Below are 25,619 nucleotides of genomic sequence, written 5' to 3'. Positions count from 1 at the left end.
CGGAGAACAGAGGGACCACGGGGATCGCCGCTGCCTGGGCATCGGCATCCCCCGAGCGGCACGCTAGCCACCCTCGGCCGGGTCGACAAGCTCTCTCGCGAAGTTCGCTCGGCCGGTGGCCGCGGCGCGCCCGGGAGTCAGGTCTGTGGCACCGAGTACACCGGAGTGGGGCCGGGGTGTGGGATACTCGCGGTGGCCGCTGGCCGACGGGCACACGTGAGAGGTGGCGCTCGCGGTCTCGTGGCCCGGTGGTGTGCTGCACATCCTCCACACGCGTCGCCGCTTTCATGCGGCTCGACGACGTGGCGGGCGGCCCGATGTCGCACACGTGGCCAGCGCTCCGCCGAGTAGACCTTCAGCCGTACGCGGCGCCCGGACAACCCCGGCGCCGTCGCGGTGCCGGGCAAGGATTCCCGCTGCTGGTGACCACCACGGCGGAACGAACAGAAAGGGGCCCCTGCGCGGCCGCGTCGAGCCGGTGTGAGCCAGCCGACGCGCCCGGGGGCGGAGGAGATATATGTCGAACGCGGACACACCCGCCGTCACCGGCGGGAATACCGCCACACCCATCGCAGGCCAGCTGGCCGAACTGCCGCCCCGGATCCGGGTGCACGCACTGGCGAAGCTCCTGGGTTCCAACAGCCGTGAACTGATGGCCAAGCTCGGTGAGCTCGGCGAGACCGTCCGCAGCGCGCAATCCAGCGTCACCCGCGATGTGGCCGTCAAGCTCGCCGAAGCCCTCTCCGGTGGAGACGAGTCCGAGACCACCGAAGCGGCTCCTGCCGCCGAGGCGCCTGTCGTCGAGACCCCGAAGGCTCCCGAGCCCGAGGCGCCCGAGGTCAAGTCCGAGGCGAAGCCCGAGGCCGAGCCGGAGCCTGCTCCGCAGGTGGAGGCGCCTCCGCGGCGTGTTCCGCCCGCGCTGGCCGCCCCGGTGACCCCGGAGCCGCCGCAGCGGACGACCCGTCCGTCGAGGGCGGCCGTGCACGTCCCGGTGTTCGCGGCGCCGTCGCCGGTGTTCCTGCCGCCGGAGCCGGTCGCGGCGAAGCCGGTCCGCAAGCCGGAGCCGGCCTTCACGCAGACCGAAGAGCCCGACTCCGACGAGGACGAGACACAGACCGAGCAGTCCGATCGCCAGGACGGTGTCGACGACGACGGTGACGACGCCAACGGCCGTCGCCGCCGCCGTCGCGGGCGTCGCGGCCGTGGCCGGGGCAAGGGCGGCGACGAGAACTCGGCCGAGTCCGAGAACGACGACGAGCAGCCCGAGCCCCCTCGCGGCCGTCAGCCGCGTGGCAAGGACCGCAACGACAAGAACGAAAAGGACACCGACGCCGAAGAGGCCGAGGCCGAGACCGCCGAAGAGGCGTCAGCCACGTCCGATTCAGCTGAGTCAGACTCGGACAATGACGGCGATTCCGACAACGGCAGCAAGCGTCGCCGTCGCCGCCGCCGTCGCAAGGGCGGGGACGACGACAACGCCGAGGCCACCACCGACGACCCGCCCAACACGGTCGTCCACGTCCGCCAGGCCAAGGCCGCCGAGACCGAGCGTCCCGCCAGGGACGAGGTTCGCAGCGTGCGCGGCTCGACCCGGCTCGAGGCCAAGCGCCAGCGCCGCCGGGACGGCCGCGAGGCGGGCCGCCGCCGCGCGCCGATCCTGTCCGAGGCCGAGTTCCTCGCCCGTCGCGAGTCGGTCGAGCGCACCATGGTCGTCGCCGAAAAGGGCGAGTCCACCCAGATCGGCGTGCTCGAGGACGGTGTCCTGTGCGAGCACTTCGTGACCTCGTCGGGCACCGGCTCGATCGTCGGCAACGTCTACCTCGGCCGCGTGCAGAACGTGCTGCCGTCGATGGAGGCCGCCTTCATCGACATCGGCCGCGGCCGCAACGCCGTGCTCTACGCCGGTGAGGTCGACTGGGACGCCGCCGGTCTCGAGGGCAAGGCCCGCAAGATCGAGCAGGCGCTCTCCACCGGCGACTCCGTGCTGGTCCAGGTCACCAAGGACCCGGTCGGGCACAAGGGCGCCCGGCTGACCACGCAGATCTCGCTGCCGGGCCGCTTCCTGGTCTACGTGCCCGCGGGCGGCGCCACCGGCATCTCCCGGAAGCTCCCGGAGAACGAGCGCCGCCGCCTGAAGGACATCCTCAAGCGCATCGTCCCCGAGGACGCCGGTGTGATCATCCGCACCGCGTCCGAGGGCATCGTCGAGGAAGAGCTGGACCGCGACGTCCGCCGCCTCAAGGCGCAGTGGGACGTCATCAAGGAGAAGGCCGAAGTCGGCAACGGCGGCAAGAAGAACAGCGCCCCTGTCATGCTCTACGAAGAGCCGGACCTGCTGGTCAAGGTCGTGCGTGACCTGTTCACCGAGGACTTCGCCAAGCTGGAGATCCAGGGCGACAAGGCCTGGAACACCATCTACGACTACGTGCAGCACGTGGCGCCGGACCTGGCCGACCGGGTCAAGCGGTACACGGGTACCGGTTCGGCCTTCGCCGACCACCGGATCGACGAGCAGATCACCAAGGCACTGGACCGCAAGGTCTGGCTGCCCTCGGGTGGCTACCTGGTCATCGACCGCACCGAGGCGATGACGGTCATCGACGTCAACACCGGCAAGTTCACCGGATCGGGTGGAAACCTCGAGGAGACGGTGACCAGGAACAACCTGGAGTCGGCGGAGGAGATCGTCCGCCAGCTCCGGCTCCGGGACATCGGCGGCATCATCGTCATCGACTTCATCGACATGGTGCTCGAATCCAACCGTGAACTGGTGCTGCGCCGCCTGACCGAATGCCTTGGCCGGGACCGCACCCGGCACCAGGTGGCCGAGGTCACCTCGCTGGGCCTTGTCCAGATGACCCGCAAGAAGATCGGCACCGGGCTGCTCGAGGCGTTCTCGACGCCGTGCGAGCACTGCAAGGGCCGCGGTGTGGTCGTCTCGACCGAGCCGCAGCGCACCGGTGGCGGTGGCAATGGCCACAGTCACGGCAGTGGCAGTGGCAGCGGTGGTGGCAAGGAGCAGCAGGGCGGCTCCCGCCGGTCCCGTGGTCGCGGCAAGGGCGAAGATCAGGGCCAGAACGAGCCCGCGGCGACCAAGACCGAGGCCCCGCAGGCTTCCGGTCAGCGTGAGTCGGTGGTTTCGGCGGTCCAGGCCGTGGCCAACGCCGCCAAGGCGGCCAAGGGTGAGCACCCGCACGAAGTCACGGAGAACGTCGACGGCGCCGCGCTCAACGGCCACGCGCCGCAGGCGGCTGAGCAGCCCGCTGAGCCGGTGAAGGACGCTTCGGAGCCCATTGCCGAGGCAACCGTCGAGCAGGCTGCCGAGGCGGCGGCTGAGCCGGTTTCCGAGCCGATCGCCGAGGCACCCGCGACCGAACTCGCCGGTGAACCGGTGACGACCTCGGACGACGAGGCTCCGGCCGCGCGCGAAGAAGAGATCTCGGTCGTCGGGGAATCGGGCCCGGAGCCCGAAGCTCCCGAGGTTCCGGTGACTCCTGAGGCTGTTGTGACACCTGAGGACAGCGAACCCGAGGTGGACGTCCCGGCCCCGGCCGGTCGTTCCACCACCCGCCGCCGTCCGCGACGGGCGGCCTCGCGGCCGGCCGGTCCGCCGGTCAAGGCGTCGGAAAAGAGCTAGTGAACAGCGAGGGGCACCCCGGTGTGATCGCACCGGGGAGCCCCCCGTAACCTGTAGAGCGGCCCGCCACTAGAGGCGGGCACCTTGCGCAGACCTTGGACCGCCGAGAGAGATCCGGTGGGCCGGTCACGCAAGCCCCCACCCGTTGTCGAGTAAGCAGGAGACTTCCGTGTCGGCGTACGCGATCGTCAAGACTGGCGGCAAGCAGTACAAGGTGGCCGTCGGCGACGTCGTCGAGGTCGAGAAGCTCGAAGGCGAGCCTGGTACCGAGCACACCTTCCCCGCAGTCCTTTTTGTGGACGGTGGCGACGTCACCACGGACGCCGACGCGCTGGCGAAGGTCTCGGTCACCGGCAAGGTCGTCGAGCAGACCAAGGGTCCGAAGATCCGGATCCACAAGTTCAAGAACAAGACCGGATACCACAAGCGCCAGGGTCACCGGCAGAAGCTGACCCGCGTCGAGGTCACCGGCATCTCCAAGTAGAACTTTCTCCGGATCTTCGTCAGAAAGAGGATTGAGCCATGGCTCACAAGAAGGGTGCGTCCAGCTCCCGCAACGGTCGCGATTCGAACGCGCAGCGACTGGGCGTCAAGCGCTACGGCGGCCAGGAAGTCAACGCGGGCGAGATCTTGATCCGCCAGCGTGGCACCAAGTTCCACCCCGGCGTCAACGTCGGCCGTGGCGGCGACGACACGCTGTTCGCGCTGGCCGCCGGTGCGGTCCAGTTCGGCGAGAAGCGTGGCCGCAAGACGGTCAACATCGTGCCGTCCGAAGCCTGAATTTCGGCTTCGAGTTAGAACCTCTGACGAGGGGTGGGGCCGGAATATCCGGGCCCACCCCTCGTTTGTTTTATGTATCCCCTTCTCGCGAATGAATAGAGGCAAGTCATGGCGTCCCGTTTCGTGGACCGCGCGGTGATCCATCTGACCGCCGGTGACGGTGGGAACGGCTGCGCCTCGGTGCACCGCGAGAAGTTCAAGCCCCTCGGCGGCCCGGACGGCGGCAACGGCGGCAACGGCGGAGACGTCCTGCTGATCGTCGATCCGAACGTCCACACGCTGCTCGACTTCCACTTCCGCCCGCACGCCCGCGCCGGCAACGGCAAGATGGGCCAGGGCGGCAACCGCGCCGGAGCGGCGGGCGACACGCTGGAGATGCGGGTCCCCTCCGGCACCGTCGTGATGACCGAGGACGGCGAGATCCTGGCCGACCTGGTCGGCTCCGGAGCCACCTTCGTCGCCGCTCAGGGCGGCCGTGGAGGGCTCGGCAACGCGTCGCTGGCCTCCAACACGCGCAAGGCGCCCGGATTCGCGTTGCTGGGCGAGCCGGGGGAGAGCCGGAACCTCGTACTGGAACTGCGTTCGGTCGCCGACGTCGGCCTGCTCGGCTTCCCGTCGGCAGGCAAGTCGTCGCTGATCTCGGTGTTGTCCGCGGCCAAGCCGAAGATCGCCGACTACCCGTTCACCACCCTGGTGCCGAACCTTGGCGTGATCACTGCGGGCTCGACCGTGTTCACCATGGCCGACGTCCCGGGCCTGATCCCCGGCGCGAGCGAAGGCAAGGGCCTCGGCCTCGACTTCCTGCGGCACATCGAGCGGTGCGCGGTGCTGGTGCACGTCATCGACTGCGCCACCTTCGAACCCGGGCGCGACCCACTGTCCGATATGGACGCGCTCGAAGACGAACTCGCCCGCTACACCCCGAGCCTCGGCGGCGACCTCGCCGACCGGCCGCGGGTGGTGGTACTCAACAAGATCGACGTCCCGGACGCCGCCGAACTCGCCGAGTTCGTGCGCCCGGAACTGGAGGCCCGCGGGCTCAGTGTGTTCGAGATCTCCACGGCTTCCCGCCAGGGACTGAAGGAGCTGACCTACGCGCTCGCCGCCGTGGTCGAGAAGTACCGCGCCGAACAGCCGGAACCGGAGCCGGAGAAGGTCGTGCTGCGGCCGATGGCCGTCAACGACGCGGGTTTCACCGTCGAGATCGACCCCGACGAGGATGGCGCCTTCATCGTGCGCGGTGTCCGCCCGGAGCGGTGGATCCGTCAGACGACTTTCGGCAACGACGAGGCCGTCGGCTACCTCGCGGACCGGTTGCAGCGGCTCGGTGTCGAAGAGGCGCTGGCCCGCAAGGGCGCCGTGCCGGGGAGCCCGGTCACCATCGGCGACGTCCAGTTCGAATGGGAGCCGTCGACCCCGGCCGGGGTCGCGGTGCACATGTCGGGCCGGGGCACCGACGTCCGGCTGGAGAACAACAGCCGGATCGGTGCTTCCGAGCGCAAGGAAGCCCGCCGGATCCGCCGCGACGGCCCGGACGGTGTCGAAGACGGGACGGACGACGAGTGAGCTCGACCCGGGTGGCGATCGCCGACGCGAAGCGGGTGGTCGTCAAGGTCGGTTCCTCCGCGCTGACCACGGCCGGCGACGGTCTCGACGTGACCAGGCTGGACGCGCTGGTCGACGCGATCGCCGACCGGGTCTCCCGCGGCACGCAGATCGTGCTGGTGTCCTCGGGGGCGATCGGCGCGGGATTGGCGCCGCTCGCACTCGGCAAGCGACCGCGTGACCTCGCCACTCAGCAGGCCGCGGCCAGCGTCGGGCAGCTCGCGCTCGCCCACGCCTACGCCGAGTCGTTCGGCCGGTTTTCCCTGACCGTTGGCCAGGTTCTGCTGACGTCGGACGACGTCGTGCGCCGTGCGCACTACCGCAACGCGCAGAACACGTTCACCCGCCTGCTGGCACTCGGCGCGGTTCCCGTGGTCAACGAGAACGACACCGTGGCCACCGAAGAGATCCGCTTCGGCGACAACGACCGGCTCGCCGCATTGGTCGCCCACCTGATCGGTGCCGACGCGCTCATCCTGCTGTCCGATGTGGACGGTCTGTACGACGGGGATCCCCGTGACGGCGCGACTCGCAAGATCGCCGAGGTCACCGGGGAGTCCGATGTGGACGGGATCACCGTCGGCATGTCGAGCTCCGGGCTCGGTACCGGTGGCATGGTCTCGAAGCTCGCCGCCGCCCGTACCGCGGCCAGCGCCGGGATCCCGGTCCTCCTCGCCGCCGCCTCCGAGGCCGCACGCGCCCTCACCACGGCCGAGGTCGGCACGGCCTTCGTCGCCGCGAACTCCCGCCTGTCGGCCCGCCGGTTCTGGCTGGGTTACGCCGCGGGCGCGTCCGGGAAACTGTACCTCGACGACGGCGCCGTCACGGCCGTCGTCCGCCGCCGCCGCTCCCTCCTCGCCGCCGGGATCACCGGTGTCGACGGTGACTTCCAGGCGGGCGACGTCGTCGACCTGGTGGATCTCCGGCAGCGCACCGTGGCGCGGGGCGTCGTCGCCTTCGACGCGGGGGAGCTGCCCGATCTCATCGGCCGTTCCAGCCACGACCTGCCCGCCGAGCAGCGGCGCGAGGTCGTCCACGCCGACGACCTCGTCCCCCTCCGTCGTTAGGGCACCAGCCCCGGCATGGTCGCGATTTCCTCGAGCTGCTTCGAGGTCAGCGGAGGCTCGGTCCGTTCCACCGGCAGGTAGATCCCGTCGCCGGATTCCACGACACCGGTGTTGCTGGTGATGAGGTAGATGGTGCCGGTCGGCATGGTGAGCTGGGTCGTGCGGAAGATCAGGCCTTCTTCGTTGCGGTCGGTCGTCTCCCGCAGGACACCCTCGGCGATCTGGCGCGTGGAGCACGAGGCCCTTTGGGGGATGGTCGCGTCTTCACAGCTCGGCACCGCGTTGTAGGCCGGCGAAAGAATGCGGACGAGAACCGAGCCCGCGCCGCGGTCGTCACTCACGCGCACCTCCAGGTAGTAGTGCGTGGACACGGTTCCTTGCTCCTCGACCTGCTTGGCCGTCAGGAGGAACGGATCCGGCGGCGGGATCTCATCAGGCAGGGTGAGTCTGTCGATCCGTGCCCCCGGCGTGACCCGGGACCGCACCGAGGTGTCGACGGTGCAGCTCAACCGGGTGAGTACCTGTTGTGCGGTCTCGCCGGGGGTTCTCGTGCCGCAGCGGTCTCCCGGGGCGGGCTTCGCAGGCTGCGGTGGCGGTGACGGTGTGGTCATCACGGAGGTGGCTCCGAGGATCGCCACCACGGCGAACGCGGCACCCGCGATACCGGCCGCCGAGAGGCGGCGTCGCCGCGACCGTCGGCCAGCGGCGAGCACACTGTCGCCGGTGAGCCCGATCGGCGGTTCGGCTTCCGTCACGTACTTCGTCAGCACAGAGCGAACATCGAGGTCATTCATGACTACTCCTTGCTCGTCGGGGAAGGAAGGACGGCGCGCAGTGCTTCGACGCCGCGGGCGGTCTGGCTTTTGACAGTGCCTTCGGCGACACCGAGCAGCGAAGCCACTTCGGCAACCGAAAGGTCTTCGAGGAAGCGAAGAACGACCATCGCGCGCTGACGCGGTGTCAGATCGTTGAGTACCCGCTCCAGGTCGATCCGCTCGTGACTGTCGTGGCCCGGTGGCGCGGCCCGTTCAGGCGGCGACGAGGTCACCAGCTCCTTGCCGCGTTTGCGCCGTCCGGTGAGGAAGGCGTTCAGCAGGATCCGGCGCGCGTAAGCGTCGACGGTGTCGGGCTGGACCCGCCGCCAGTGCCGGTACAGCTGGATGAACGTGGCCTGCACCAGGTCCTCGGCGCCGTGCCAGTCACCGCACATGCCGAACGCCAGTCGCCGGAACCGCTGCACGCGGGCCTCGAAGTACTCGCTGAAGTCGGTGTCTCTCGCTTGTCCCACCGGCCACCCCCTTTTGTCCTGCCCTCTCTAGTCCGGAAGGGGCCCGAACGGTTCAAGTGACAGCAGGGGACCTTTGCTATCGCTTCTCTGGATCGGCGAGGTGGCCGACGAGCCGCGCCAGCTGCTCGCCGTAGGCCTCGGCGAATTCGGCCGAGTTCGGGTCCTGGCCAGTGACCGCCCGCACGACGCGGGGGAGTGCCAGCGCGGCACTGGACGCGGCCATGAAGATCACCAGCAGGAACGCCGGATCGAGGTCGGCGGGGAAGTCGCCTGCGGCTTGCCGGGCCTGGACGTACTCCACCTGGCGCTGGAGGAATCCGCGCTGGCCTTCGACGCCGATCGCGTCGGGTGCGCCGTCGGTCAGGTTCTCCCAGAGGAACAGTTTGGCGAGATCGTGGTCCCGGACCCCGGACTGGGCGAAGAAGCGCACGACGTCGGCGAAGGGCATGTCGTGCTCGGAGGCCGCGACGTAGTCGTCGTACATCGTCGCGGTCAGCGCGTTGTACAGCCCTTCCTTGCCGCCGAAGTAGTACGAGATCAGCTGCTTGTTCACACCCGCCCTCGCCGCGATCTCGCTGACGCGTGCCGCGGCGTAGCCCTTCGCTCCGAACTCGGCCTTCGCCGCCTCCAGCAGCTGTGCCTTGGTGCGCTCGGGATCGCGCTGGCGTTCGGCGGGGGCGCGGCGAGGGCTGCGCGGGGCGGCTTCGGACATGGGGTCACCTTAGCCGCTGACTCTATCAAACATTCGGTTGACTTTATTATCCGTCTGGTTGATAGTGGACGGCGGAGAGAGGAGATCCATGACCACGAGAATCGCGATCATCGGCGGCGGCACGGGCGGACTCTGCCTGGCGCAAGGGCTGCGCAAGGCGGGTGTCGACGTGTCCGTCCACGAGCGCAGCCGCACGCGGACCGAGCGGCTGCAGGGCTATCGCGTGCACATCAACCCGCACGGTTCGGCCGCGCTGCACGAATGTCTGCCACCTGAGCTGTGGGAACGGTTCCTGGCCACTACCGGTACGACGAGCGGGGCCTTCACCTTCGTGACGGAGCAATTGAAGGATCTGATGGTGATCGACAGCGAACTGACGTGGAGTCCGGATCCCGCGTCGAACCACCATTCGGTCAGCCGGATCAGCCTGCATCAGGTGCTGTCCGATGGACTCGACGGCGTTCTGCACCACGGCAAGGAATTCGTCGGCTACCGCCGCGAGGGGGAGGTGGTCGTCTGCGAGTTCGCCGACGGGAGCACCGTCGAAGCCGACCTGGTCATCGGCGCCGATGGGGCCAATTCCCGGGTGCGCAAACAGTTCTTGCCTGACGCCGCCCGAGTGGACACCGGAATCATCGCGATCGCGGGTAAGCATCCGCTGACCGAAGAGGCGCGCAAACGCTTGCCCGTCAGGCTCACCGACGGCCCGAGCATGGTGATGCCACGTACCGGCGCTGGCCTGTTCAGCGCGCCGCACGAGCTGAACGGCGCCTTGTCGGTCAACGACGAGACCGCCGATTACGACCCTGTCCTGTTCGACAACACCTCGAGCTACATCATGTGGGCGTTCGCGGCGGCCAACCGGCGCTACCCCGACGATGTGTCCTCATTGGACGGTGAAGCCCTCCGTGCTCTCGTACTGGACCTGATCGACGGCTGGGATCCCGCGTTCAAGGAACTGGTCGCCGGTTCGCCCGCGGGCTCGGTGTCCAGGCTGCCGATCTTCACGTCGAAGCCCGTCGAGCCGTGGCCGACGAGCAACATCACCCTCCTCGGCGACGCGATCCACAGCATGACACCGTTCCGCGGCATCGGTGCGAACACCGCGCTCCGGGACGCGCGACTGTTGTGCCGCAACCTCGTCGCCGCCAGGGAGACCGGCGCGGTGCGCCCCGCGATCGCCGACTACGAGCAGCGGATGCGGGACTACGGCTTCGCGGCGGTCCGCGACTCGGAGCGCAGCGCGCGCCAGTTCGTGTCGGAGAACCGGGCGGGCCGCACGATGGCGCGGGGGATGTTCCGCTTCTTCCAGGCCGTCCCTCCGTTGAAGCGCAAGGTCTTCAGCGACCACGGCGACTCATAGCCTGTCAGGGGCGGAGATGCCGAGCAGGGACAGGCCCAGCGTCAGTGTTTTCGAAGTGAGTTCGGCCAGCAGCAGTCGTGAGTCGCGGACGCCGGGACCCTCCGCGTCCAGCACCGGGCACAGTTCGTAGAACCGCGAGAACACGACCGCGGTTTCGTAGAGGTACGTGCACAGCTTGTGGGGGAGATGTCCGGCGGTCGCCGCGCCGACCGCCTCGGGGAAGCGGATCAGCGCGAGCGCCAGTGCCCGTTCGGCGGGATGGCCGAGCAGGACCCGCACGCCGGCGAGATCCTGATCCGCCCTCGCCAGCACGGAACGGATCCGCGCGTTGGCGTACTGCAGGTAGACCGACGTGTTCCCGTTCTTGGAGAGCATCCGTTCCCAGGAGAAGACGTAGTCACGTCCGCGATCGCCGGAAAGATCGGCGTACTTGATCGCGCCGATCCCGATCGCCTCGGCGACCTCTTCCCCGACCTCGGGGGAGAGATCGCCCCGGCCGTCGATCACTTCGGCGGCGTGGGAAACCGCCTCGGCGAGCAGGTCGGAAAGGCGGACCGAATCGCCCGCCCGGGTCTTCATGGCGTGGCCGTCTTCGCCGAGTACCGAGCCGAACCCGATGTGCTCGGCCCGATGCTCCTCGCGGAGCCAACCGGCTGCCCGGCAGACGGCGAACACCATCGCGAAATGCTGCGCTTGGGGCGCGCCGACGACGTAAAGCAGATCGGTGACCTCGCGCTGTTCCGTCCAGTAGCGCAGGGTCGCGAGATCGGTGGCCGCGTAGCCGTAGCCGCCGTCCCGCTTGCGCACGATGAGTGGCAGCGGCTCGCCTTCCCGGTTGAGGAAGCCGTCGGGGAAGACACAGACGGCGCCGTCGCTGATCGCGGTCAGTCCGGCGGCGGTCAGATCGTCCACGACCGCGGCGAGAAACGGGTTGTAGAAGCTCTCGCCGTAGACGTCCCCACTCGACAGGCCGATCCCGAGGAGTTCGTAGACCTGGGTGAAGTGCCGTGTCGACTCGTCGACCAGCTGCCGCCACAACGACAAAGTCGCTTGGTCACCGCTTTGAAGGAGCACCACACGCGCCCGTGACCGGGTCGCGAAGTCCTCGTCGGTTTCGAACTTCGACCGGGCGGCCTGATAGAAGCCGTTGAGATCCCCGATCGTGTGCGGAGCCGACGGGCGCTCGTCGAGCAGATGCTCGATCAGCATGCCGAACGGGGTACCCCAGTCGCCGAGGTGGTTGTGCGGGATGACGTCGTGCCCGGCGAACCGCAGCAGCCGCGCGATCGCGTCACCGATGACGGTGGGCCGGAGATGCCCGACATGCATTTCCTTCGCCACGTTCGGGCTGCTGTAGTCGATGGCGATCCGCCGCGGTCGCGCCGTCACCGTGGCGCCGAGCCGCAGGTCACCGTTGAGCGCGGTCGCCCGGTCTTCCAGCCAGGACGAACGCAGGGTGAAGTTGAGGAAGCCCGGTCCCGCGACCGCCGGCGGCTCGGCGAGATCGGCGACGTCGAGCCGTGCCGCGATGCCGGCGGCGATCTCCCTCGGAGCCTTCCCGAGCCGCTTGCCCAGACTCATCGCGAGGTCGCACTGATAGTCGACACCGCGCTGCGACGAGACCCGCACCACGGCGGACGGCGGCTCGATTTCGATGACGTGGCGAAGGGCCGCCACCACGCGTCGCGCCAATTCCTCGCTTACATCGCCGAACAACACGGTGTCCCTCCTTCGCGCTCGTCGTAGGAGCGCGAGGGTAGCCACCTCGGTACGCCGTCAGCGACGGAGTTTTCAGCGCAGGTCGCTGCCCTTGGTCTCCGGGAGGGTCCGGATGACGAAGAACGCGATCGCCGCGGCGCCGGCCACGTACCAGAAGAACAACGTCGACAGGCCGGCGTCGGACAGCGCGGTGAGCACCAGGGGAGCGGTGCCGCCGAACAGCGCGACGGTCAGGTTGTACCAAGCGCCGATGCCCACACCGCGCAGTTCCGTGGGGAACAGTTCGCTCATGATCGCGGGCGCGATCGACGTCAACGCCGTGTAGAGGCAGAGTCCGACGCAGAACACGACGAGCAGCCCCGGCAGTCCCGGACGGACCAAAGTGGACAGCGGGACGATGATGATCGCGGTCGCCGCCGACCAGACGAGCAGCTGTGGTTTGCGGCCGAAGCGATCGGACAGCGCGCCCATCGGGTACTGCAGCGCGACGAACAACGCGGTCGCGATCGACAACGCCAGGAACACGTCGACGTCGTCGGCCTTGCGGGTTTTCACCGCGAAGGACGTCAGCGCGCTGAAGAACGTGTAGTAGCAAAGGGTCGACAGCATCGAGAAGCCCACGAGCTGCACGACGGCGCGCGGGTGCTCGCGCAGAGTGGTGCGCAGCGGTCGCTCGACCCGGCGCGCGGTCGACTTCCTCTCCTCGAAGATCTCGGTTTCGGCGAGACTGCGCCGGAGCCACAGGCCGATGATGCCGAGGACACCGCCGAGCAGGAACGGGATCCGCCAGCCGTACGCGGTCAGATCAGCTTTGGACATCGTCCGCGCGAGCACGAAACCGAGGATCGAGGCGATCAGGACGGCGGAACCGGTCGAGATGTAGAAGAACGCGGAGTACCGACCGCGGCGGGTGGGCGGCGCGATCTCACCCAAGTACGCCGAGGCGTTCGAGATCTCGCCGCCGAGCGACAGCCCCTGTGCCACCCTCGCCAGCAGCAACAGGATCGGGGCCAGCCAGCCGACCTGGTCGAACGTCGGCAGGAGACCGATGGCCATCGAACCGCCCGCCATCAGCACGATGGTCAGGATCATCGCCGGCTTCCGGCCCCTGACGTCGGCGAAGCGGCCGAGCAACATCCCGCCGAGCGGCCGGAAGAAGAACGCGAGCGCGTACGTGGCGAAGGTGTTGATCAACGCCAGGGCTTCGTTGCCCTTCGGGAAGAACTCGCTGGCGAAGTAGATGCTGAAGGTCGCGTAGATGGTCCAGTCGAACCACTCCAGCGCGTTCCCGACACTGGCGGCGAACAGTTTCTTCACCGGGAGCCGATGCCCCAGCCGCTCCGTCGTTGAGTCCGCCATCGGCACCTCCGTACTCGCACGTGGGCGGAACCTTGCCAGAAAGTCCCCGCGCGGGAAAGAATCTGTCGAATGCCGGGATCAGTCCGAGGTGACCGGGGTGGGTTCGACGACCTATGCGGGGAGCCGGAGTACGCCCTTCATCGGCTCGGAGTCGATCGTCACCTCGGCGGCGGCGACCCCGGGCCGGGTCACGCCGCAGCGCCTCCGCGTCGGCTTCGAGACCGGGCCAGGTCGGGGCGATCACCTTGAAGCCGAGATTCTCGTTGCGCTCGTCTCACTCCTTCGGCTTACGGCTCCTGAGTCACGAGGTGCTGGCGAGAGCGAACGGCAGAACGGCGCGGGCTCCGGCCTGGCGGAGCAGGCGTGCGGACAGCGTCGTCGTCCACCCGGTGTCGATCAGGTCGTCGACCAGCAGGATCGGGCCCTCGGCCGCGGCGACCCTGGCGGCGAGGTCGTCGGGAAGGCTGAGCCTCTTCCACAGATCGGCCAGCCGTTGGGCGCTGTTCGCCTGACGAGGAGGCGGCCCGGCTGAGGCGATGGCGCCCAGATATTCCAGCCGTCCGATCGAGGCCAGTTTCATCGCCAGACTGTGGACCAGCTGAGGCCGGGTGGCGGACGGTACCTCCACCACCGCGACCGGGCGCTCCGCCCATTGCCAGCCCTTGAGTACCTCGATACAGGCTTGGAAGACAGGATCGGGAAGCTTGGCGTCCGCCGCCGACGGCCCGACGAGTTCGCGCAGTCGTGTGCCCCAGCCGACGTCGGTCACCCGGCCGACGACCTGACCGGTTTCGGCCTGCTCGCCCGCCGGCAGGCGCCCGGAGAGCGGGACGTCCAGCCCCGCCATCCCGGTCGGCCACATCTTCCGGGGCGCGACCTCGACCCCCGGCCGGCGCAGGCGTTGCCGGGTGGCGTCGACGACGTCATCGGAAATCGTGGTGTCCCAATACTTTCCGGTGCAGTTGTCGCATCGGCCGCAAGGCGTCGCTTCGGGGTCGTCCAGCTGCTTTCGCAGGTACTCCATCCGGCAGCCGGTGGTTTCGAGGTACGCGAGCATGGCGTTCTGTTCGTTGGTCCGCGCCGCGCTCACGCGCGCGTAGCGTTCCTTGTCGTACTGCCACTCTTCGCCGGTGCCTTCCCAGCCGCCCTTCACCCGGCGGACGGCGCCGTCGACGTCCAGCACCTTGAGGACCATCTCCAACCGGGACCGGGACAGCTCGACGAACGGTTCGAGCGCGGGTGTCGACAGTGGACGGTCCGCGTACGCCAGCGCGTTGAGCACCTGGGTCACCCGCAGTTCGTCCGGGAACGCCAGCGAACCGAAGTACGCCCAGATGTCCTTGTCCTCGTGGCCCGGCAACAGGATCACTTCGGCGCGATCGACGCCACGCCCGGCACGGCCGACCTGCTGGTAGTACGCGATCGGCGAGGACGGGGCGCCGAGGTGGACGACGAACCCCAGGTCCGGCTTGTCGAATCCCATGCCCAGTGCCGAGGTGGCCACCAGCGCCTTGACGTTGTTGTTCAGCAGATCGTCTTCGGCCGCTTGCCGGTCCGCCGGGTCGGTCTTCCCGGTGTACGCGGCGACCGGATAGCCGCGCTCGGTCAGCAGACCGGCCACGTCGTGCGCGGCCGCGACGGTGAGCGTGTAGATGATCCCGGAGCCCGGCAGTTCTTCCAGGTGTTCGGCCAGCCAGGCGAGCCGGGCCTGCGACGTCGGCAGCTTGGCCACCGACAGATGGAGGCTTTCGCGGTCCAAAGTGCCGCGCAGGACGAGGGTGCCGCCCCCGTTGCCGATGCCGAGTTGTTCGGCGACGTCGGTCGCCACCCGGTCGTTCGCGGTCGCGGTGGTGGCGAGGACCGGGACGCCGTCGGGCAGGTCCTTCAGCAGCGTTCGCAGCCGCCGGTAGTCCGGCCGGAAGTCGTGGCCCCAGTCCGAGATGCAATGCGCCTCGTCGACCACCAGCAGTCCGGCGCTCGCGGTCAGCTTCGGCAGGACGGTGTCGCGGAAGTCCGGGTTGTTCAGCCGCTCCGGGCTGACCAGCAGGACGTCGACCTCGCCCGCCGCGATCGCGGCCTGGACCTGATCCCACTCCTGTGGGTTCGCGGAGTTCATCGTCACCGCGTGGATACCCGCCCTCGCGGCCGCGGAGATCTGGTTGCGCATCAGCGCCAGCAGCGGCGAGATGATCACGGTCGGGCCTTCGCCGCGCTCTCGCAGCAACGCGGTCGCAAGGAAGTACACCGCCGACTTCCCCCAGCCGGTGCGCTGAACGACGAGCGCGCGACGGCGGTGCGCGACCAGCGCCTCGATGGCCGTCCACTGGTCTTCGCGCAGCCGGGCGCCATCGCCCGCCAGCGCCCGGAGGAGGGTCTCGGCGCGGTCCCGGAGAGTTGAGGTGTCCACGTCCCCACCTCTACCCCATGCCACCGACGAAGTCGCGGGCGGCGTGTCGTGAACGGACCGTTCATCCATGGAACCGAGGGTAATGTGACCCAGATCACCCACTGTCGGTGGGTCCGGCGACCCGAGCGGGACCGCTCCACCGGTGTATAGGCTCACGACCCATGTCACCACGCAGGATCGGGGTCATGGGTGGCACCTTCGACCCCGTGCACCACGGACACCTCGTCGCGGCCAGTGAGGTCCAGTCCCGGTTCGCGCTCGACGAGGTCATCTTCGTGCCCACCGGGCAGCCGTGGCAGAAGTCCGACCGGGTGGTCACCCGGGCCGAGGACCGCTACCTGATGACGGTGATCGCGACCGCGTCCAACCCCGTCTTCTCGGTCAGCCGCGTCGACATCGACCGCGTCGGGCAGACCTACACCGTCGACACCCTGCGCGACCTGCGTGCGGAGTATCCGGACGACCAGCTGTTCTTCATCACCGGCGCCGACGCGCTCGAACAGATCCTCACCTGGCGCAACGCCGACGAGCTGTTCGACCTGGCGCATTTCATCGGTGTCACCAGGCCGGGCTACCGGCTCAATTCGCAGCATCTGCCGAGTGGGAAGGTGAGCCTGGTCGAGGTGACCGCGATGGCGATCTCGTCCACCGCCTGCCGCGAGCGGGTCGAAGGCGGGGAACCCGTCTGGTACCTCGTCCCCGACGGTGTGGTGCGCTACATCGCCAAAAAGGACCTCTATCGCAAAGACCGCCGTGGCTGACCGGGTACTCTCGTCGGGCGCACCTGCGAGTAAAGCCATCTTTTGAGGAGAACTGTGACAGCCACGTCCGAGGCACGAGAGCTGGCCGTAGCGGCCGCGCATGCGGCGGCGGACAAGAAGGCGAGCGACGTGGTCGTGCTGGACGTGTCCGACCAGCTGGTGATCACCGACGCCTTCGTGATCGCGTCCGCGCCCAACGAGCGCCAGGTCGGCGCGATCGTCGACAACGTCGAGGAGCAGCTGCGGCTCGGCGGGCACAAGCCCGTTCGCCGTGAAGGCGCCCGCGAGGGCCGCTGGGTACTGCTGGACTACGTCGACGTCGTCATCCACGTCCAGCACCAGGAGGAACGCTCCTTCTACGGTCTCGAGCGGCTCTGGAAGGACTGCCCGCGGATCGAGGTCGCCGGTTTGGAGACACCCGCCGAGGAGGACCCCGCCGACGCGCAAGGTGCCTCGTGAGTCCGCGGCGGCTGGTGTTCTGGCGCCACGGTGAGACCGACTACAACGCGGCGGGCCGGATGCAGGGGCATCTGGACTCCGCGCTGACACCGGTCGGCTGGAACCAGGCCCGGTTCGCCGTGCCCGCGCTCGCCAGGTTCTCACCGGATCTGGTGATCGCCTCGGATCTGCGCCGCGCGACCGACACGGCCACCGTGCTCACGGAGGCCATCAGTGTCCCGCTGCGGATCGACAAGCGTCTTCGGGAAACCCATCTGGGTGAATGGCAGGGCTTCACCGGCCAGCAGGTCGACGAGGCCTACCCGGGCGAACGCGCCCGCTGGCGGGTCGACGCGACCTGGGCGCCGCCCGGCGGCGAGTCGCGGGTGGACGTCGCCGAACGCGCGCTGGAAGTCGTCGCCGACCTGGATCAGCCCAACGCCGACGCCGGTGACGCCGTGCTGCTGGCCACGCACGGCGGCCTGATCATCGCGCTGACCGCGAAACTGCTCGGCCTGCCGGTCTCGTCCTGGCCGTCGCTCGGCGGGATCGCGAACTGCCACTGGGTCGAGCTGACCCGGCGTGACGGCGCCTGGCGCCTGGCCGCCTACAACGCGGGAATCACCGGCTGATCCATGGCCCCGCGCCTGCTGGTGTTCGGCGATTCCCTCAGCTTCCACGGCCCGGACGGCCCGCTCGCCGCCGACGACGCGCGCCTGTGGCCCAACATCGCAGCCGAAGCGCTCGGTGGCGACGCGGACCTCGTCGCCGGGTTCGGCTGGACCGCCCGCGACGCCTGGTGGTCCCTGACCGGCGATCCGCGTGTCTGGGCCGACCTCCACCACGTCGACGCCGTGGTGCTGGCCATCGGAAGCATGGACACACTGCCTTCGCCGTTGCCCACCTATCTGCGGACCGGGCTGCGCTACCTGCGACCCGACCAGCTGCGGCGGGTGGTGCGCAAGACGTATCTGGCCGCCCAGCCCAGGCTCGCCGTCGCCTTCCGGGGACGTCCGGCGGTCCTTCCGGCCAAGCTGACCGTCCGCTATCTCGACGAGGCGGTGGGAGCCCTGCGGGTGTTGCGGCCGGAGCTGCAGATCTTCGGCATGCTGCCGTCCGTGCACCGGTCCGACTCTTACGGCCGCGTCCACACCGCCCGCTCTGGTGCCGCCGCGGCCATGGCCGCTTGGGGGCGGCGCGCGGATGTCCCGCTGCTGGATCTGGAAGCCGTCGTCGGCGACCACGTGCTGAGTGGCCGGGGCAATCCGGACGGGATGCACTGGGGCTGGGAAGGACATGCCGCCGTCGGCGCGGAAATGGCCCGCCTGATGGCTCCGGTGCTGCGCCCGGCGGCAACGTAGGCTGGCTGCCGTGTCGGTCGCCGTAGTCACGGATTCCACCGCCCACCTGCCGGAAGGCTTCGCCGAACGGAACGGGATCCGGGTGGTCCCGCTGCACGTCCTCGTGGACGGCGTCGTTTTCCTCGACGGCGTCGAAATGGGTCCCGCGGCCTTGGCCGAAGCGCTCGGCAAACGCCGCATGGTGACGACGTCCCGGCCGACGCCCGCCGAATTCGTCAAGGAGTTCCGGGCGGCGCTGGCCGACGGCGCGGACGCCGTCGTGTCGGTCCATCTGTCCCGTGAGCTGTCCGGGACCTGGGAGGCGGCGGTGCTCGCGGCCCAGGAGGTCGGGCCGGACAAGGTGCGCGTGGTCGATTCGCGCAGCACCGCGATGGGACTCGGTTTCGCCGCCTTGCGTGCGGCGAGTGCCGCCGCGGACGGGGCCGGTCCGGCCGAGGTGGAGGCGGCGGCGGTCGACGCGGTGAGCCGTTCGGAGACCTTGTTCGCCGTCGAAACCCTCGAATACCTGCGCCGTGGCGGTCGGATCGGCCCGGCGGCAGCCCTGCTCGGCACGGCGCTCGCGGTGAAACCGGTGCTCCACATGTCCGAAGGCAGGATCCAGCCGCTGGAGAAGGTGCGGACTATGAACCGCGCGGTGGCGCGGCTGGTCGAACTCGCCGTGAAGGCAGCCGATGGAGGACTCGCCGACATCGCCGTCCACCACCTCGCTTCACCGGAGCGTGCCGTCGAACTGGCCAACCGGCTGGAGGAGTCCATCAGCTGCCCGGAGGGCTGTGTGGTGTCGGAGATCGGTGCCGTCATCGGGGCCCACACCGGCCCCGGTGTACTCGGTGTCGTGATCCAGCGAGCGGGTTGAGGGAAACCCACGAGCGTTCCACACGGCACCGACAGAATCCGGTGACGCGACTCCGGTCGGGGCCGAGTTGTCCACAACACCCCACTTGTCCACAGCCCCGGGATTCATCACTGCCGCCCGCCGCCCCCGCTCCGTAGCGTCGTTCACGTGTTCGACCAAACCGCCCGCTCACCGGGCTCCTCCGTCAACGCCAGGCTGGCGTGGCTGACCTCGCAGCTGTCGTCACCCACCCAGGGCCCGCCCGCGGGCAGGCTCGTGCGCCGCTGGGTGCCCGCCCGGTTCACAGCGGACGGGATACCGGTGAAACGGCGGTGGTTCGCCGTGCTGGCCGTGGTGATCGCGGTGGCCGTGATCGTGACAGGCGCGATCACTTTGTTCGGACACCGGCCAGGGGCGGAGCCCCTTCCGCCCCTGCCGTCGGCCAAGGCCGCCGGAGACGTCCCCGCCGCGGCGGCCAAGGCGCCTCTGGTGGTCAGCGTCGTCGGCCGGGTGGTCAACCCCGGCCTGGTCACGATCCCTTCGGGCGCACGGGTCGCCGATGCCCTCACGGCGGCCGGTGGGGCACAGCCCGGAACGGATCTGACCGGGCTGAACCTGGCAAGGCGGCTCACCGACGGCGAGCAGGTGGCCGTCGGCGTTCCCGCTCCGGCCGCGGCCGGGACGGGAACGCCACCCGGGAAGCTCGACCTGAACACGGCCACGGCCGAACAACTCGACACCTTGCCCGGGGTCGGCGAAGTGATGGCCAAACGCATCGTCGACTGGCGGTCCGGGCACGGCGGGTTCACCACGGTCGAGCAACTCCGTGACGTAGAAGGGATCGGCGAATCTAAATTCAAGAAAGTCCGGGAATTGGTGTCCGTCGGATGAACCCGTCCGCCGATCCGTCCGAAGTGGACACCACGTCGTGGCGAGGTCAGGACCTGCGGCTTGTACCGGCCGCGGCGATGGCCTGGCTCGGCAGCCTTTCCGGGCTGCTCGGCGGCTGGTGGATCACGATGCTCTGCGGTGCGGCCGCCGTGGTGCTCGCGATCGCCGCCGGCGTCCGCGCCCACCGGAAGGCGTCCCGGTGGGTGGCGGGCCTGGGTGCGCTGGCGGTCCTCGGCGTGCTCACGGCCGGCCCGGTGGCGCTGCGGATCCGGGCCGCCGAACACGACGACCTCCGTGCTGCCGCCGCACGGGGGAGCGAGGCCACCATGAGGGTGGCGGTCACCGAGCGGCCACGTCCGGTCCGCGGCGCCGGATACGCCGATCGCCAGGCAGGCACCCGCCTGGTGGTCATCGCCGCGACGGTGGACGCCGTGGTGGCCGATGAGCGGGCGGTGGATTCGGCCGGCCGGATCCTCCTGCTCGCTCCCGCCGAGGGGTGGACTGACCTGCTGCCCGGGCAGCAGGTCACCGCCTCCGGCCGGCTCGCGCCGGCCAAAGGGGCCGAGCTGACGGTCGCGGTCCTCTCGGCGCGGGGCCCGCCGTCAGCCCTCGGACCGGCGCCCTGGTGGCAGCGAGCCGCGGAATCGCTGCGCACCGGGCTCCGGGGGCTGTGCGCCGTCCTCCCGGAGGAGCAGGCCGGTCTCGTGCCCGGACTGGTCGTGGGGGACACGAGCACGCTGTCCCCGAGGGTCGAACGCGAGTTCACGGACTCCGGCATGTCCCATCTGATGGCCGTGAGTGGTGGGAACGTGGCGATCGTCTGCGGCTCGATCCTTCTCCTGTTGAGAGTGCTCCGGGTCGGGCCGCGGACGTCCGCCGCCGCGGCCGCCGCGGGGCTCGCCGGGTTCGTGGTCCTCGCCGGGCCCGCGCCCAGCGTGCTCCGCGCCGGGGTGATGGGGGCGGTCGGGTTGCTGGCGCTCGCCCTGGGGCGCCGGGGTTCGGCACTGCCCGCGATGGCGTTCGCGGTGGCGGGGCTCGTCGTGGCCGATCCCGCGATGGCCGCCGACTTCGGCTTCGCCCTTTCGGTGCTGGCCACGGCAGGCCTGGTCCTGCTGGCCCCGCGGTGGGCCGAGTGGCTGGTCGGCCGCGGTGTGCCGTCCGGCTACGCCGAGGGACTGGCCGTCCCGCTGGCCGCGTTCGTGATGACGGCACCGGTCATCGCGGGCATGGCGGGATCGGTCAGTCTCGTCTCGGTGGTGACCAATGTGCTCGCCGCCCCGGTGGTCGCCCCGGCCACCGTGTTCGGCGTGCTCGCCACCGCCGTCGGACCGTGGTGGCCGTCGGCGGGCAGGTTGTTGGTCCGCCTGACCGAGCCCGAGGCGAGCTGGCTCATCACCGTGGCCCGCCACGGTGCCCGCGCGCCGGGAGCGGTGGTGGACTGGCCAGATGGCTGGTGGGGCGGGCTTTTGGCGGCTGGTCTGCTCGTCGTGCTGCTCGTCGCCATCCGGCTGCGCCACGCCAGGATCCTGCTGGCGGTCGCCTTGGCGGGCGGACTCCTCGTCTTCGTGCCGGTGCGGGTGCTGGCCCCGGCGTGGCCACCGGCTTCGTGGAGTGCCGTCGCCTGCGACGTCGGACAGGGCGACGCCGCCGTCCTCGCCACGACCGAGCCGGGGAGGGCGGTCCTGGTCGACACCGGGCCGGAACCGGGACCGGTCGACGAATGCCTGAGCAGGCTCGGGGTGGACCGTGTTCCGCTGATCGTGCTGAGCCATCTGCACGCCGACCACATCGGCGGTCTCGAATCCGTCTTCGAGGGCCGGTCGGTCGGCGCGGTCGCCGTGGGCCCGGGCCGGGCTCCTGCGTGGGCGTGGCAGCAGGTCGCCGACGAGACCGCGCGCCGCGGGATTCCCTTGCTGGAGTTGGGGATCGGGCAACGGCTGGACTGGCCGGGACTGTCGTTGGAGGTACTGGGGCCGCGTTATGTCACTCGGCGATCGGTCCTCGAACAGGACGGCACGGTGATCAACAACGGTTCCGTCGTCCTGCGGGCCGGGACGCCCGCGGGCCGGATGCTGCTGACCGGCGACGTCGAACTCGCCGCGCAGGCGGACCTGATGGCCGAGGGTGCCGATCTGCGTGCCGAGGTCCTGAAGGTCCCGCATCACGGAAGTCGTTACACGGCACCGGATTTCCTCAACACCGTCGCACCACGCGCCGCGTTGGTGAGTGTCGGTGCCGGAAACAACTATGGTCACCCGAACAAGTCCACTTTGGACAATCTGACGGCTGTCGGCGCTTCGATCGCCAGAACCGACACGGACGGCGACACCGCGGTCGTCACCGACGCGCGAGGCCTCGCCCTGGTGCGCCGGGGTGAGCCCCGCGGCCCGCCTCGTTCTTGAGGCGGGCCGGCGGGAACTCAGATGCCGAGTGCCTCGCGGACCGCGTCGGCCGAGGCGCCGACGGTCGCCTTCGGGCCGACCTTGTCCTCGATGGCGTCGAGCGTTTTGAGGCCGTCACCGGTGATCAGCAGGACGATCTCCTCGTCCGGGTTGAGCTTGCCAGTCTCGATGAGCTTCTTGGCCGTCGCCACGGTGACCCCACCGGCGGTCTCGGTGAAGATGCCTTCGGTACGGGCGAGCAGCCGGATACCTTCGACGACCTCTTCGTCGGTGACGTCTTCGATCGCGCCACCGGTGCGGTTGACCACGTCGAGGGCATACGGGCCGTCGGCCGGGTTGCCGATCGCCAGCGACTTGGCGATCGTGTCCGGCTTGACCGGCTGGACGACGTCGTGGCCCGCGCGGAACGCCGCCGAGACAGGGGAGCAGCCGGTGGCCTGCGCACCGAACACCTTGTACGGCGTTTCGTCGACGAGGCCGAGCTGTCCGAACTCGCGGAAACCCTTGTCCACCTTGGTGAGCTGGGAACCGGAGGCGATTGGCGCCACGATCTGCGAGGGAAGCCGCCAGCCGAGCTGCTCGGCGACCTCGAAGGCCAGCGTCTTGGAGCCCTCCGAGTAGTAGGGCCGGACGTTCACGTTGACGAACGCCCAGCTCTCCTGCTCGGCGGCGAGCTGGGTGGCGACCCGGTTCACGTCGTCGTAGTTGCCGTCGACCGCGATCAGGTCCCCGTCGTACACGGCGGTGGTGAGGATCTTGGCGCGCTCGAGGCTCTTCGGGATCAGCACGACCGACCGCCAGCCGGCGCGGGCGGCCGCGGCGGCGACCGCGTTGGCCAGGTTGCCGGTCGACGGACAGGCGAGCACCTCGAACCCGAACTCGCGCGCGGCGGCCAGTGCGACGGCGACCACGCGGTCCTTGAACGAGTGGGTCGGGTTGCCGGTGTCGTCCTTGACCCAGAGCTTCTTGACGCCCAACGCTTTCGCGAGCCTGTCGGCCTGGACGAGCCGGGTGGAGCCGGGTTCGGTGTTGGGGATTTCTTCGACGTTCGAGGGAACGGGAAGGAGTTTCTTGTAGCGCCAGATGTTCTTCGGCCCGGCTTCGATGTCCTCGCGGCGCACGCGGCCGAAGTCGTAGGCGACCTCGAGCGGCGAGAAGTCCTCGGCGGAAACGAATTCGGGGGCGAGCGGCTGCCGGTGTCCCTCTTCCTTCGACACCAGTTCGACGGCCGGTCCGAGATCCGGGGTCTTGGTGGTGGAGGTCGTACCGAGGGTTGCGGTCATCGCGAGGTCCTTTCCTCATCTGCCCCGCCATGGCGGGCCGGAATTGGCACCGTGTTCGTCAGCTACCCCGCGATCGCGGGATGACAGGCTGACGCCGGTTGCCGGGGCTTCATCGGGCCGTTCCCTCTGCCCCTCTGGATGAGCGGTATTCGATTGTCGGCACGCGTGTCATCGCGTCGCCTCGCCAACACCGTACGACATGGGGCTCGCGTGGGGCCACCGTGCCCACAACACATCACCGGACAAAGCACACGAGTGGAGGAGTGGCAGGATCGTCACCGTGACGACGCAAGGTTCCGCCCCATCGCCGCTGGTCCTGGTTCTCGGTGAGGAAGAGCTGCTGATCGAACGCGCGATCCGCGGCGCTTCGGACGCGGCCAAAGCGGCCGATCCGACGGCGGACCTCAGCCGGATCAGAGTGTCGGACCTCACAGTCCCCGCACTCGCGGAGATGGTCAGCCCCTCGCTGTTCGCCGAGGGCAGGGTGATCGTCCTCGAATCCGCGCACGACATCTCGCAGGAGCTCGCCGACGGGGTGATGGCCTACGTCAAGGCACCCGCCGACGGCATCGTGCTCGTCGTCGTGCACAGCGGAGGTGGCCGGAGCAAGGCCGCGAAGGCGCTTCCCGCGGCCTTGAAGAAGGCCGGGGCGGAGGTCGTCGAGTGCCCGAAACTGACCAAGCCCGCCGAGCGGGAATCCTTTGTCCGCAACGAGGTCCGCCGGGTCGGCGGGAAGATCGACGGTGCCGCCGTGCTCGCGCTGATCGACGCCGTCGGCTCGGATCTGCGCGAGTTGTCGTCGGCCGCGACACAGCTCGTCGCGGACGCCGGGGGAACGGTCGACGAGCAGGCGGTCCGCCGCTACCACCGGGGCCGCGCGGACGTGAACGGGTTCGCCGTCGCAGAGAAGGCCGTGGCCGGGGACATGGCGGCGGCCCTGGAGTCATTGCGCTGGGCGATGCAGCTGGGTGTTCCGTACGTGCTGGTCGCGGACGCTCTCGCCGACGCTGTCCGGACGATCGCGCGGGTTTCCGGCGCCGGTCGCGGCAATCCGAACCAGATGGCGGGCGAGCTGGGGATGCCGCCGTGGAAGGTGCGCAAGGCGCAGGGGCAGGCCCGCGGCTGGGGGCAGGACGGTCTCGCCACCGCGATGCGGGTCGTGGCCCGGCTCAACGCCGAGGTCAAGGGTGTCGCGGCCGACCCGGAGTACGCGCTGGAACGCGCCGTCCTTGAAGTCGTCGCTGCTCACGGCACAAGCCGCTGAACATGGCGAAGGGCCCCGGTGACTCGCGTCGCCGGGGCCCTTCGAAAGCAGATCAGAGAGAGTTCGCGCGCTTCGCGAGCGCGGACTTCTTGTTGGCGGCCTGGTTGGCGTGGAGAACGCCCTTGGTCACGGCCTTGTCCAGCTTCTTGGCCGCGTCCTTCTGCAGCTCCAGCGCCTTGGCCTTGTCGCCGGAGTCGGCGGCCTCGCGGAACTTGCGGATCGCGGTCTTCACCGAGGACCGGATCGCCTGGTTGCGCTGACGCGCCTTCTCGTTGGTGGTGATGCGCTTGATCTGCGACTTGATGTTGGCCACGGGGGCGCTCCTCTTAATCTCTCGGTGGTTTCACCGCGGCGCTGTGACCGGCCCTGCGCGCTCGTGAAAGCGGCGCGGGTTTCCTCCATGACGGAATGCCACACAGCGGTGAAGGGGCAAGCTTAACAGTCGTC

Annotated in this window: 22 protein-coding genes and 1 riboswitch; of the genes, 14 read left to right on the top strand and 8 right to left on the bottom strand. The window is 69.5% G+C overall.

The features are described 5' to 3' along the window. Positions 1–517 precede the first annotated feature (517 nt). The 5 genes from ACLARN_RS37865 (at position 518) to proB (ending at position 7,089) form a co-directional block, all read left to right on the top strand. Positions 518–3,637: a translation initiation factor IF-2 N-terminal domain-containing protein gene (locus tag ACLARN_RS37865; protein ID WP_409496293.1), complete on the top strand. Its 3,120-nt coding sequence runs from the start codon at positions 518–520 to the stop codon at positions 3,635–3,637. 169 nt (positions 3,638–3,806) lie between these two features. Next, positions 3,807–4,121 carry a 50S ribosomal protein L21 gene (rplU, locus tag ACLARN_RS37860; RefSeq protein WP_005158538.1) on the top strand — a complete coding sequence of 105 codons (315 nt, stop codon included), beginning with the start codon at positions 3,807–3,809 and terminating at the stop codon, positions 4,119–4,121. 38 nt (positions 4,122–4,159) lie between these two features. Then, the gene (gene rpmA, locus ACLARN_RS37855; RefSeq protein WP_003067129.1) at positions 4,160–4,417 is read left to right on the top strand and encodes a 50S ribosomal protein L27; all 258 of its coding nucleotides are present in this window, start codon (positions 4,160–4,162) and stop codon (positions 4,415–4,417) included. Between the two features lie 108 nt (positions 4,418–4,525). Then, positions 4,526–5,983: a GTPase ObgE gene (obgE, locus tag ACLARN_RS37850; RefSeq protein ID WP_409496292.1), complete on the top strand. Its 1,458-nt coding sequence runs from the start codon at positions 4,526–4,528 to the stop codon at positions 5,981–5,983. Continuing rightward, on the top strand, positions 5,980–7,089 hold the full coding sequence (gene proB / locus ACLARN_RS37845; protein WP_409496291.1) for a glutamate 5-kinase: 1,110 nt from the start codon (positions 5,980–5,982) through the stop codon (positions 7,087–7,089). Before obgE ends, proB begins: the two co-directional genes overlap by 4 nt. On the opposite strand, the gene ACLARN_RS37840 is transcribed toward proB, so the two are convergent. The 3 genes from ACLARN_RS37840 to ACLARN_RS37830 form a co-directional block, all read right to left on the bottom strand. Then, positions 7,086–7,883, bottom strand: a complete 798-nt coding sequence (locus ACLARN_RS37840) for a hypothetical protein (protein ID WP_409496290.1) — start codon at positions 7,881–7,883, stop codon at positions 7,086–7,088. The genes proB and ACLARN_RS37840 overlap by 4 nt on opposite strands. Before the next feature lie 2 nt (positions 7,884–7,885). Further along, the gene (locus ACLARN_RS37835) at positions 7,886–8,377 is read right to left on the bottom strand and encodes a SigE family RNA polymerase sigma factor (protein ID WP_409496289.1); all 492 of its coding nucleotides are present in this window, start codon (positions 8,375–8,377) and stop codon (positions 7,886–7,888) included. Positions 8,378–8,453: 76 nt separating this feature from the next. Continuing rightward, positions 8,454–9,089, bottom strand: coding sequence for a TetR/AcrR family transcriptional regulator (locus ACLARN_RS37830; RefSeq protein ID WP_409496288.1), 636 nt, complete (start codon positions 9,087–9,089; stop codon positions 8,454–8,456). Positions 9,090–9,177: 88 nt separating this feature from the next. Between ACLARN_RS37830 and ACLARN_RS37825 the strand changes: the two genes are divergently transcribed. Further along, entirely contained in the window at positions 9,178–10,452 is a 1,275-nt protein-coding gene (locus ACLARN_RS37825) for an FAD-dependent oxidoreductase (protein ID WP_409496287.1), read from the top strand. On the opposite strand, the gene argS is transcribed toward ACLARN_RS37825, so the two are convergent. The 3 genes from argS to ACLARN_RS37810 all read right to left on the bottom strand — a co-directional run bounded on the left by argS (position 10,447) and on the right by ACLARN_RS37810 (position 15,937). Beyond that, positions 10,447–12,171: an arginine--tRNA ligase gene (gene argS, locus ACLARN_RS37820; RefSeq protein ID WP_409496286.1), complete on the bottom strand. Its 1,725-nt coding sequence runs from the start codon at positions 12,169–12,171 to the stop codon at positions 10,447–10,449. The two genes, ACLARN_RS37825 and argS, sit on opposite strands and share 6 nt — an antisense overlap. Before the next feature lie 72 nt (positions 12,172–12,243). After that, positions 12,244–13,530, bottom strand: a complete 1,287-nt coding sequence (locus ACLARN_RS37815; RefSeq protein ID WP_409496285.1) for an MFS transporter — start codon at positions 13,528–13,530, stop codon at positions 12,244–12,246. Between the two features lie 301 nt (positions 13,531–13,831). Next, a complete protein-coding gene (locus tag ACLARN_RS37810; protein WP_409496284.1) occupies positions 13,832–15,937 on the bottom strand; it encodes a RecQ family ATP-dependent DNA helicase in 2,106 nt (701 codons plus the stop codon). 161 nt (positions 15,938–16,098) lie between these two features. Here ACLARN_RS37810 and nadD point away from each other — a divergent pair, with 161 nt between their 5' ends. From nadD to ACLARN_RS37775, 7 genes are all read left to right on the top strand, one after another. Continuing rightward, the gene (nadD, locus tag ACLARN_RS37805; protein WP_076166208.1) at positions 16,099–16,698 is read left to right on the top strand and encodes a nicotinate-nucleotide adenylyltransferase; all 600 of its coding nucleotides are present in this window, start codon (positions 16,099–16,101) and stop codon (positions 16,696–16,698) included. Between the two features lie 54 nt (positions 16,699–16,752). Then, positions 16,753–17,157, top strand: coding sequence for a ribosome silencing factor (gene rsfS, locus ACLARN_RS37800; protein WP_016332398.1), 405 nt, complete (start codon positions 16,753–16,755; stop codon positions 17,155–17,157). Next, entirely contained in the window at positions 17,154–17,768 is a 615-nt protein-coding gene (locus ACLARN_RS37795; protein WP_409496283.1) for a histidine phosphatase family protein, read from the top strand. Before rsfS ends, ACLARN_RS37795 begins: the two co-directional genes overlap by 4 nt. 3 nt (positions 17,769–17,771) lie before the next feature. Continuing rightward, positions 17,772–18,497 carry a diglucosylglycerate octanoyltransferase gene (gene octT, locus ACLARN_RS37790; protein ID WP_409496282.1) on the top strand — a complete coding sequence of 242 codons (726 nt, stop codon included), beginning with the start codon at positions 17,772–17,774 and terminating at the stop codon, positions 18,495–18,497. 10 nt (positions 18,498–18,507) lie between these two features. Continuing rightward, positions 18,508–19,353 (top strand): DegV family protein, encoded by an 846-nt coding sequence (locus ACLARN_RS37785; protein WP_409496281.1) that lies wholly within the window; start codon positions 18,508–18,510, stop codon positions 19,351–19,353. 147 nt (positions 19,354–19,500) lie between these two features. Further along, positions 19,501–20,223 carry a ComEA family DNA-binding protein gene (locus ACLARN_RS37780; RefSeq protein WP_409496280.1) on the top strand — a complete coding sequence of 241 codons (723 nt, stop codon included), beginning with the start codon at positions 19,501–19,503 and terminating at the stop codon, positions 20,221–20,223. Then, complete coding sequence (locus ACLARN_RS37775; protein ID WP_409496279.1) at positions 20,220–22,625, top strand: ComEC/Rec2 family competence protein; 2,406 nt, start codon at positions 20,220–20,222, stop codon at positions 22,623–22,625. Before ACLARN_RS37780 ends, ACLARN_RS37775 begins: the two co-directional genes overlap by 4 nt. A 17-nt stretch (positions 22,626–22,642) precedes the next feature. On the opposite strand, the gene thrC is transcribed toward ACLARN_RS37775, so the two are convergent. After that, positions 22,643–23,908 (bottom strand): threonine synthase, encoded by a 1,266-nt coding sequence (gene thrC / locus ACLARN_RS37770; RefSeq protein WP_409496278.1) that lies wholly within the window; start codon positions 23,906–23,908, stop codon positions 22,643–22,645. Positions 23,909–23,920: 12 nt separating this feature from the next. Continuing rightward, positions 23,921–24,053, bottom strand: a riboswitch (SAM riboswitch). 135 nt (positions 24,054–24,188) lie between these two features. Between thrC and holA the strand changes: the two genes are divergently transcribed. Continuing rightward, the gene (gene holA, locus ACLARN_RS37765) at positions 24,189–25,172 is read left to right on the top strand and encodes a DNA polymerase III subunit delta (protein WP_409496277.1); all 984 of its coding nucleotides are present in this window, start codon (positions 24,189–24,191) and stop codon (positions 25,170–25,172) included. A gap of 52 nt (positions 25,173–25,224) precedes the next feature. Here holA and rpsT read toward each other — a convergent pair whose 3' ends face one another. Then, positions 25,225–25,485, bottom strand: a complete 261-nt coding sequence (gene rpsT, locus ACLARN_RS37760) for a 30S ribosomal protein S20 (protein WP_037310642.1) — start codon at positions 25,483–25,485, stop codon at positions 25,225–25,227. Positions 25,486–25,619 lie beyond the last annotated feature (134 nt).

The organism is Amycolatopsis sp. cmx-11-12 (genome assembly GCF_046269425.1).
Classification (GTDB): Bacteria; Actinomycetota; Actinomycetes; order Mycobacteriales; family Pseudonocardiaceae; genus Amycolatopsis.
Note: the sequence above shows the minus strand (reverse complement) of the source record. Positions and strands in the feature narration are given on the sequence as shown.

What these genes read in the sequence shown, in the direction of transcription:
- thrC (WP_409496278.1), bottom strand. Translation starts at nt 23,908, where the DNA reads ATGACCGCAACCCTCGGTACGACCTCCACCACCAAGACCCCGGATCTC.
- ACLARN_RS37815 (WP_409496285.1), bottom strand. Translation starts at nt 13,530, where the DNA reads ATGGCGGACTCAACGACGGAGCGGCTGGGGCATCGGCTCCCGGTGAAG.
- rpmA (WP_003067129.1), top strand. Translation starts at nt 4,160, where the DNA reads ATGGCTCACAAGAAGGGTGCGTCCAGCTCCCGCAACGGTCGCGATTCG.
- ACLARN_RS37775 (WP_409496279.1), top strand. Translation starts at nt 20,220, where the DNA reads ATGAACCCGTCCGCCGATCCGTCCGAAGTGGACACCACGTCGTGGCGA.
- ACLARN_RS37840 (WP_409496290.1), bottom strand. Translation starts at nt 7,883, where the DNA reads ATGAATGACCTCGATGTTCGCTCTGTGCTGACGAAGTACGTGACGGAA.
- octT (WP_409496282.1), top strand. Translation starts at nt 17,772, where the DNA reads ATGGCCCCGCGCCTGCTGGTGTTCGGCGATTCCCTCAGCTTCCACGGC.
- ACLARN_RS37825 (WP_409496287.1), top strand. Translation starts at nt 9,178, where the DNA reads ATGACCACGAGAATCGCGATCATCGGCGGCGGCACGGGCGGACTCTGC.
- ACLARN_RS37830 (WP_409496288.1), bottom strand. Translation starts at nt 9,089, where the DNA reads ATGTCCGAAGCCGCCCCGCGCAGCCCTCGCCGCGCCCCCGCCGAACGC.
- ACLARN_RS37865 (WP_409496293.1), top strand. Translation starts at nt 518, where the DNA reads ATGTCGAACGCGGACACACCCGCCGTCACCGGCGGGAATACCGCCACA.
- nadD (WP_076166208.1), top strand. Translation starts at nt 16,099, where the DNA reads ATGTCACCACGCAGGATCGGGGTCATGGGTGGCACCTTCGACCCCGTG.
- obgE (WP_409496292.1), top strand. Translation starts at nt 4,526, where the DNA reads ATGGCGTCCCGTTTCGTGGACCGCGCGGTGATCCATCTGACCGCCGGT.